The following is an 8,334-nucleotide window of genomic DNA, read 5'->3' as shown; positions in this document are numbered from 1 at the left end:
GCGCTACGAGAAACGCGCCTACATCTACCTCGGAACCGTCACCCTCGCGGCCCTCATGACCTGGCTCCGCACATGATCCGAGAAACAGCGCCTAGTAGTGCTTCGTTAGGTTCTGGTTCTGCTGGTTCTGAGGGGGCGACCGCAGGTGCTGCAGTTCCGGTCCAGCACTTCAGCAGGTCTTGGAGTGCGTCGAGGGTCTGGTAGAGGCTCGGGGCGGTGCCTCGACTTTTGGGTCGAGCCTGCGGAGGGTGAGGAATGCCTGCGCGGCGGTGACGAGGGTGACGTGGTGGTGCCAGCCGCGCCAGGTTCGGCCTTCGAAGTGGTCGAGTCCCAGGCCGTGTTTGAGCTCGCGGTAGTCATGTTCGATCCGCCAGCGCATCTTCGCCCACCGCACCAGGTCAGCGGTCGGTGTGGTGGGCGGCATATTCGATATCCAGTAGTTCGTCGGGGCGTCCTGGCCGTCCGGCCATTCGACCAGGAGGGTCTGGGTGGGCAGGACTCCGTCCCACCGGCTGCGGCCCCCGCCCGATTCCTGGGCGGCGGCCAGGGACTGTTTGCCCGCGGGCCGCACCGTCAGCACCGTGAACCGTGAGGTCATCGCGCCCTTGCTGCCCTGCCTCCAGGTCACTTCGGAGAATCGCTCCGCACCTGCCTCCGCCGCGAGGGTGGAGATGGCTCGCGGCGGGGTGCGGTAGCGGGGAAGGGTGGGCGGCCCGAGCCCGCCATAAGCGGGCTGGTGCGGCTCGACATCCTCCCGATGAGCGACTTCCTTCCCGTGCAGGGCCAGGACATAGGGCAGCCCTCGCTCCTCGAGACCGAGCCGGAACGGCGTGCTGACGCCGTAGCCGGCGTCGGCGACCACGACCGGCGCCTCCAACTGCCACTCGGCGAGTGTGTCCAGCAGGCCGAGCGCCAGACGCCACTTCTCCCGGTGCACCACGTCCTCGGGGATGCCTGCCCTGCGGCAGCGGTCGGGCTCGTCCGTCCACTCGCTCGGCAGATACAGCTGCCACTCCAAGGGGCACGAGGCGGTGTCGGTGGCGGCATGGACACTGACTGCGACCTGGCAGTTCGCCCGTTTGCCGACCGCTCCGCAGTACTGGCGGGCCACTCCGACCGAGGCCTTCCCGCACTTGGGGAACGACACGTCGTCGATCACCCACACCTCGGGCCTGACGACTCTGGACAGCCGCTCGGCGATCCGCTGCCTGACCGGCAGCGGATCCCACGGCGACTGGTTCACGAACTGCTGCAGGGCCTGCATGTTCCCGTCCGGCAGACGTTCGGCCATCGGCTGGATCGACTTGCGCCGACCATCCAGCATCAGGCCTCGCAGATAACACTCACCCTTGGCCCGCTGATCCGTACGCGGCACCGAGACGAAGACATCCGCCACGAACATGGCCAACGCCGCCCGTAATCGGTTTACTTCATGCGCATCCACACGACCAACATGCTCTTGATCAGCATCAACGAATAGACCTAACGAAGCACTACTAGACCATGGCCAGGAGGTGATCCGTGGGTCCGTAGTCGATCTTCCAGTCGGCATAGACGCCGGAGAATCCGTCCTTGATGCACTGCAGGCCAAGGGTCACCCAGCGGACGGATCCGTCGTCGGCGAGTGAGAACGCGACCGCGGCCTCGAACTCCTCGCTGCCGCACGGGCAGCCGGCCGCACCGGGCTCGTCGTCCTCCCAGGACTCCTCGTTCCAGTACTCTTCGCTGTCCGCGATGAACGCACGGCTGCTGCAGCCAGAACACTCGCGTTCCGCTCCGGACGCGTTGACCAGCACGAAGAACACACGACCGCCGCACCCCTCGCAGATGGAAGGAGCGATCTTCACCGGGCGGCCGTCGACCGCACCCCGCAGGAATGCCGCGAGCTCCGCGGGGACACCCTCGCCAACCTGATCATCAGCATGCACGATCACATCGTTCCAGACGCCCCGACCCCACACCCAACCAGCTTGACCGAAGACATAGGGGCACCCCCCTTGGGACTGGGGAGGGATGATCCGGCGTCGCGCGCCCGGCAAGATCCGAAAGAGAGGGGCGCGTCCTTGCCTGGGGCGACAACACCCACGGCGAACTTGGCACCGGCACCGACACCACATCCCAGTACCAGACGCCGGTGACGGTGCAGGGCCTGGACAAGGTGCGCGACGTCGCCGCCGGATCTTCTCGGCGGAACGCAGGAGCTCGGCGGCCTCGTCGGCGCCGAGCTGCCGGGCGCTCGCGGTGAAGGCGCGGATGTCCTTGGGGAGGCAGCCGCCGCCGTAGCCGATGCCGGGCCGCATGCCGCCGCAGCCGATGCCGGGCCGCATGCCGCCGCTGCCGATGCCGGGGCGCATGCCGCCGCTGCCGATGCGGGGGTCGATGCCGAGGATCTCCACGATCTGGTCGATGTCGCCGCCCGCGGCCTCGCACATGTCGGCGAGGGCGTTGGCGTAGGAGATCTTCAGGCCGAGGAAGGTGTTCGCGGCGCCCTTGGCGAGTTCGGCGGTCTGCGGGTCGGTGACGAAGAGGGGCACGCCCGCGTCCAGGATCGGGGCGTAGACGGAACGGATCGCTTTCTCGCCCTCGGCGGTGGTGACGCCTGCGATGAGGCGGTCCGGGCGGAGGGTGTCCTCCACGGCGTGGCCCTCGCGGAGGAACTCCGGGGTTCCAGACGACGTCGACGCGGTCGCCGGCGGGGGCCAGGCGCTGGGCGAGGAGGGTGACCTGGGCGGTGGTGCCGACGGTGACCGTGCTCTTTCCGACAATCGTGCAGGGGTGGTTGAAGTGGGGGAGCCGGCCACCGCCGAGCTCGACTACGGCCGCTGGCTGGCCGCCGCGTACTCCGACACCACGCTCATCAAGCAGTTCGACGGCGACGAGCCCGACTGGAAGAACCCGCAGGTTCGGCGCGGTGGCGCGCCGACCTCGTCGTCCATGCTGCCGTCGCTGGTCGTGCGGATGTGGGCGGACGCCGAGGTCACCGAGGGGCACACCGTGCTGGAAATCGGCACTGGCACCGGACACTCGACCGCGCTCGCGTGCGAACTCCTGGGCTCCGCCGACGTCACCAGCATCGAGGTGGACGGCCGCCGCCTGGAGACGGCCTCGAGCGCCAGCTGCGGCGTCGCTACTGGGCGGACCGCATCACCAAGGGCGGAGTTGTCCTCTATAACCCGGCGCAAATGCGGGTCCAGCGATACACGTTTCGTGGAGCGCAGATCAGCACGCCGGTTCGGCGGGCGGGGATGGGAAAACGGTACCGGAAACGGAGCACGGCGTCCCGTCCCCGACCCAACACATGGAGCTCGACCGACGCGGCGTCGAACTGCGCTTCCAAATACTCACCGAGCGGGAGGAGAAGAACAGCGTGGCCATACCGGAACCAACTCCTACCGCCTCGCCCAGACCAAAGCTCGCGCTGAAGAGTCCCGCAGCGGCTGAGTGCGGTGGCTGACGACGTGCAGAGACGCTACAGAGCGGTTTCCAAGGTCACCGACTGAGACGCGAAGCCGTTGCGCTCATAGAACCGAACGGCCTCGGCGTTGCTTGAGTAGGCTGTCACTTCCGCCAGCCCGGCCCCCATCTGCTTCGCCCAAGCGAAGAACTCGCCGACCAGGCGACCTCCGATCTGTCCCCGGCGGTATGCGGGCTGCACGTACATGCTCACCAGCGTCGCGACCTTCACCGGCTTCATCGCGGATGCCTCGCCCACCACACCCGCGAGATGCCCCACCACTTCGCCGCCGCAGTCAGCAACGAGGAGAAGCCGACTCGGATCCGCTATCCCAGCCGTGAAACGCTGCGGTCCATGCTCGCGAGGCCAGTCGATGTTGATGCTGGGATCCCGGGTCCCGGCGTCCTCGGCGAACAGCGCGCTGCTGCATGCGACGAGCCCTTCGACATCCGCCTGTTCGGCTCTACGGACAACCACCTCGTGTCGTTGATCACTCATGGCCGCGACACTACCGACCGGCACTGACATATCTGCCCAAGTGCCTATCAAATTCGGTTCTGGCACAGATCTTGGGGAGCGATCGCGGAGGGTGACGATGTTGTTCGATTGAGAGGATGATCACGAACCCCGACTGCCCGACGCAAACGCCCACCTCGTAGCCTCCGCACATGACTGATGATCCGTTCCAGTGCCGCTGCATCCTCTGCCATGACTACGGTGACCGGGACGAAGCGGACCGCATGGATCTGGCGATCACCGAGAATGTGCAGCAGCATGGATGGCACGTCGTAATGGTTCCCGAGGACGAGATCGGTCCTGGATTCGCCTACACCATCGGCCTCGCACACACTCACGGCACACCCGAGCTCGCCATGTTCGGGCTCGATATCCACGTCATGCACCGCATGCTCAACGGGCTCGGAGCGAAGTCCGCCGCAGGTGTTGTACTGGCTGACGGCCAGAAGCATCCTGACGTTGTCGACGGCCACCAGGTCGTGCTCAGGCAGGTCGATCTCCGCTGGTACCGGACCTTTTTCGGGCAGGCCATCGGGTTCTACCGGCGGCCCCCTTTCCCTGTGCTGCAAGTCGCATGGCCCGACGCGAATGACCGCTTTCACTGGGAAGAGCAGGCCGAGGAGAAGCATCGGGAGTCCCAGCCTCAGTTGTGGCAGCCGCCGAGTGAGCACCCTGTCGGGATCTGGACGACCGAACTCTGACCTCTAACGTGCTGGCCAGCGACAGACCAACACCGTCGTGACGGCTACTGAAGCAAGATCATTTTGCGGAGCAGTTCGAATCCGGCTCGGCCGTAGAGCTGTCTCTTGATCTTCTTGATGCGGTTCATGGCACCCTCGATGCCGCCCGAGTTCCAGTCCAGGGTGAGCCCTGTAGTCACTGCGTCGATCCAGGTGGGGAGTGTGGAGCCGAGGCGGTCTGTGAGTATCTCGCCAAAGTCGCGGACGTGTCCGGCGGCCTTGTCGAGTTCGGGGCAACGGGCTAGGACCTCCTTCAGGCTGGCGCGGTCGTCCTCGCTCAGCGCGGTGGGGTGTCGGGTGAGCCAGCCGGTCGCCTGCCGCACCGTCGGCGGCCGCGGCGGTGCGGCGGACGGAGCCCTGCGGAGGGCGGCGATGTGGGCGCGGACCATCTGGTAGGTGACGGGCGCGTTGGCGGCAATGAGTTCGCTGTGGAGGTGCGTGACGCTGGTGCATCCCTCGGCAAACCGTCGCTCCAGGTAGGGCTTGTAGGGGTCCTGTCTGCTGGGCCGGGGCCGGTTCTCCCGGAAGGTGTCCTGCCAGCGTGCGGCGTTCGCGTACCGGCGGAGAACGGTGTTGAGGCCCCAGCCCAGGTGCCGGGCGATCGCCCGGCGTGAGTGGCCTTGGGCAAGGAGCTCGTGGACCAGGGCGTGTGCTGCCTTCTTCCGGTCGGCCCGCCGGCCGACGGGCGCCGAGTCGTCCTGCGGCCGACCAGGGTCTGGACGGGTCTCGCCTGACAGCGTGCCACTGAGCGACGGGTTGCGCAGGCAGTCGCGGTGGGCGGCGACGCAGGTCTCGACGGCCCGGCCAAGGCCCTGCCACAGATGGAGCCGGTCGGCGACCTGCAGAGCGTTGGGGGGCACGGCGCCGGGCACTCTCGGCGTAGGCACCCGCCCGGTCCCGGCAGATGATCTCCACGCCGGGGTGACGGATCAGCCACCCGGCCAGCGGCTCCGCTTCACGGGTCGGAAGCACATCGGCCACGCGATGATCTTCGACACTGGTCAAGACGGTGGAGTACGTCTGGCCGCGACGGATCGCGAAGTCGTCCACGCCCAGCACACGCGGCGTGCTGAACCGTGGATCGGGCAATGCCATGACCCTGCGAAACAAGGTCATCCGTCCTGCGCCGAAGCCCAGCCGGGCAGCCAGCCGGGCTCCGGCCCGCCCCGCCAGCGCGAGCCCCACGCGCTCCTGGGCGTAATTGAGACGCGTCGTGAACCGTGCGTGCGGGGCGGCCAGCCGCGAGAACGGCCCGGCGAACGTCCGGCGCGGACCGTGCGCAAACCCGCAGATGAAGCGCCGGACCGTCAGCCGGATCACAAAGCCCTGCTCAGCGAGCGGAAGGTCCTTCAGCCTGCGCTTGTAACGGTCGTGGACTCGGTCCGAAAAGCGGCCGCAGCCCGGAGACGCCGCCCGAGCCGCGCGGCCTCGCGCCACCACCTCGACCATGCCGAACGCGGCCGCAACCGCCTCGACATCCATATCGTCGATCCCGTCGAACACCAGCGAGTCCGAGAACGGTGCATCGGTCTGCATGACCAGCACCAGCACCGTCAAGGACCGACCGCGGCAGGGACAACCAAGGATGTGATGGAGCATCATTTTCGGCTGCCAGACGGGTAGGCGTACGCGGTTTCACGCGACCCGCCCCCCTCGCAATCGAACACAAGCTCACGTTCTGCGACCGCTCCCCAAGATCTGTGCCAGAACCTCCTAGAAGTGGACAAGCCAGCCGCCCAGCGCTCGCGAGCAGTACCAGCATCCGCTCTCGCGCCTCTGCCCACTCCAACGGGCCGACAGGCGCGGCTCCGCTGGAAGGTACTTCTGCACCGGCACACTGAGAACCGGGCCCGGTGTCGTTCGGCACCGGTTCGTCCGCAGGGGCTTCTGGCGGCTCTTGCGCGGTGCTGTCCTGGTGGGCGTACTCCTCGCCGGCCAGGGACAACAGCGTCTCCCGCGTGATCGTCAGGTGAGCAAGCCGCTCCTCGGCCACCGCGACCTTGTCGCGCAGTGCGGCCGACTCGCCCCGAACGACCGCCTCTTCCCGATCCAGACGCGCGAACAGCAACGTCATCGCGGTCCGCCCTCTCCCTACCGGCACCACGGCCCCAACGGCAGGCGAATCCCAAGCCAAACGTAGGCCGAGCCGCAACAAGATCGCAGACGGTGACCGCAGGTGTCCCCAACCGACCGCATGCGTGCGCCTTCCGCTCAGCCGAAAACGACGCGGGATCATTCCTGTCCACCGTTCAGACAGGGATCCTGTCAGTGGCTGCTGTCAAGATGCCCAGAACCGGCCACGATGCAGGAGAGCAACATGGGCACTTGGGACGTCGGACCTTTCGGCAACGACACCGCAGCGGACTTCAGCGGCACCCTCGACGAGGCTGCCGCAGACGCACGCGCGGGCATTATCTGCGACACCCTCACCCGCGTGATCGACACCGCCGGCTACCTCGAAGCACCCGAATCCGAAGAGGCCGTCGCCGCAGCCGCCCTCATCGCCGCACAGTGCCCCGAGGGTGAGCCGACCGATCCCGTCCACGGCCCCGAGGAACCGCTCCCCGACCTCACCAGCCTGCTCGACCTGGCACTTCAAGCCCTCGACCGCGTCATGTCCGAGCCGTCCGAGCTGATGGACCTTTGGGATGAATCGGATGGCGGTCCCTGGCGGGAGCAAATCCGCAACCTACGGAACGTGCTCACGCCACAGCCCCTTGGAGAACAACCCAGCCTGTTCTGAACCATCCGCACCTTCTACGAGTCATCGCCGAAAGGTCACCATGAGCTGGGACGTGCTCCTCCTCCGCCTGCCCGACGACATCACCTCGGTGCAGCAGATCCCCGACGACTACACCACCGCGCCTATCGGCAGCCGGCACGACGTCCTCGTTTCCATCACCCAGGTCATCCCCGACGTCGACGTCTCCGACCCCACCTGGGGAGAACTCCTCGGGCCTACCTGGTCCATGGAACTCGAGATCGGTGCAGAAGACCCGGTCGACTCGATCATGCTCCACATCCGCGGATCCGGCGACGACGTCCTCACCCCTGTCTTCCGCCTTGCTGGAGCCCTACGCTGCAAGGTTCTGGACTGTGCCGAAGGAGACCTGATCACTCCATTGGAAACGTCCGGATGGCGCGGCTTCCAGCAGTACCGCGACGGCGTGCTCCGTTCCCATCGCTGAAGGCTGGGGCGCGGAGCCACTCTCCGTAGCGGCGGAGGCGATCAATGCCACGAGGTTGTTGGTCCAGCAGTCAGACTCCTTGGTCGCGACCTCGACACCGCAGCCGCTGCATACGAGGTTGGGGCCGTCCTGGCCGGCGAGCCGCAGCAACCAGCGAGACGCCGAGAATCGGGGTGCAGCGCAGTCCCCGGAACGTCATCTGGGTAAAAGATCAGCAGACTGGCATCGAAATTCACCTTGAAGGTCCCCGGGGCCATCCGGGGCGAGGCGGCCTCATGGCCCACCGGCCGGCTCCGGCCGCTCCGGCCCTCTCAGCGGTTCCCCCGGAGCCACCTCCCTTGTCTAGGCGCTGTTTCTCGGATCATGTGCGGAGCCAGGTCATGAGGGCCGCGAGGGTGACGGTTCCGAGGTAGATGTAGGCGCGTTTCTCGTAGCG

At 67.0% G+C, this 8,334-nt stretch carries 7 protein-coding genes and 3 pseudogenes; 5 read left to right on the top strand and 5 right to left on the bottom strand.

Annotation, left to right across the window (positions count from 1 at the left end):
* Positions 1-169: 169 nt before the first annotated feature.
* Together ACWCPF_RS45110 and ACWCPF_RS45105 are read right to left on the bottom strand one after the other, a co-directional pair.
* Positions 170-1,444, bottom strand: a complete 1,275-nt coding sequence (locus ACWCPF_RS45110; RefSeq protein ID WP_451050974.1) for an IS701 family transposase — start codon at positions 1,442-1,444, stop codon at positions 170-172.
* Between the two features lie 52 nt (positions 1,445-1,496).
* Entirely contained in the window at positions 1,497-2,636 is a 1,140-nt protein-coding gene (locus ACWCPF_RS45105) for a hypothetical protein (RefSeq protein ID WP_451050973.1), read from the bottom strand.
* Positions 2,637-2,784: 148 nt separating this feature from the next.
* On the opposite strand from ACWCPF_RS45105, the pseudogene ACWCPF_RS45100 reads away from it, so the two are divergent.
* Positions 2,785-3,123 (top strand): annotated as a pseudogene (locus ACWCPF_RS45100) (ATP-grasp peptide maturase system methyltransferase); the annotation flags it as partial.
* A gap of 172 nt (positions 3,124-3,295) precedes the next feature.
* A pseudogene (locus ACWCPF_RS45095) lies at positions 3,296-3,376 on the top strand (IS21-like element helper ATPase IstB); the annotation flags it as partial.
* A 93-nt stretch (positions 3,377-3,469) separates the two neighbouring features.
* On the opposite strand, the gene ACWCPF_RS45090 reads toward ACWCPF_RS45095, so the two are convergent.
* On the bottom strand, positions 3,470-3,952 hold the full coding sequence (locus tag ACWCPF_RS45090; protein ID WP_451050972.1) for an N-acetyltransferase family protein: 483 nt from the start codon (positions 3,950-3,952) through the stop codon (positions 3,470-3,472).
* 170 nt (positions 3,953-4,122) lie between these two features.
* On the opposite strand from ACWCPF_RS45090, the gene ACWCPF_RS45085 reads away from it, so the two are divergent.
* Complete coding sequence (locus tag ACWCPF_RS45085) at positions 4,123-4,671, top strand: DUF4262 domain-containing protein (RefSeq protein ID WP_451050971.1); 549 nt, start codon at positions 4,123-4,125, stop codon at positions 4,669-4,671.
* A gap of 44 nt (positions 4,672-4,715) precedes the next feature.
* Here the strand turns inward: ACWCPF_RS45085 and ACWCPF_RS45080 are convergent, their stop codons facing one another.
* Entirely contained in the window at positions 4,716-5,570 is an 855-nt protein-coding gene (locus ACWCPF_RS45080; RefSeq protein WP_451050975.1) for a hypothetical protein, read from the bottom strand.
* Between the two features lie 49 nt (positions 5,571-5,619).
* Positions 5,620-6,159, bottom strand: a pseudogene (locus tag ACWCPF_RS45075) (transposase family protein); the annotation flags it as partial.
* An 868-nt stretch (positions 6,160-7,027) separates the two neighbouring features.
* Between ACWCPF_RS45075 and ACWCPF_RS45070 the strand changes: the two are divergent.
* Both ACWCPF_RS45070 and ACWCPF_RS45065 read left to right on the top strand, forming a co-directional pair.
* Complete coding sequence (locus ACWCPF_RS45070; protein WP_451050970.1) at positions 7,028-7,453, top strand: DUF4259 domain-containing protein; 426 nt, start codon at positions 7,028-7,030, stop codon at positions 7,451-7,453.
* A gap of 40 nt (positions 7,454-7,493) precedes the next feature.
* Complete coding sequence (locus ACWCPF_RS45065) at positions 7,494-7,898, top strand: hypothetical protein (RefSeq protein WP_451050969.1); 405 nt, start codon at positions 7,494-7,496, stop codon at positions 7,896-7,898.
* Positions 7,899-8,334: the final 436 nt, after the last annotated feature.

The sequence above is a fragment of the Streptomyces sp. NPDC001858 genome, from assembly GCF_053594615.1.
The sequence above is the reverse complement of the archived record's forward strand: the minus strand, read 5'-3'. Positions and strand labels throughout refer to the sequence as shown.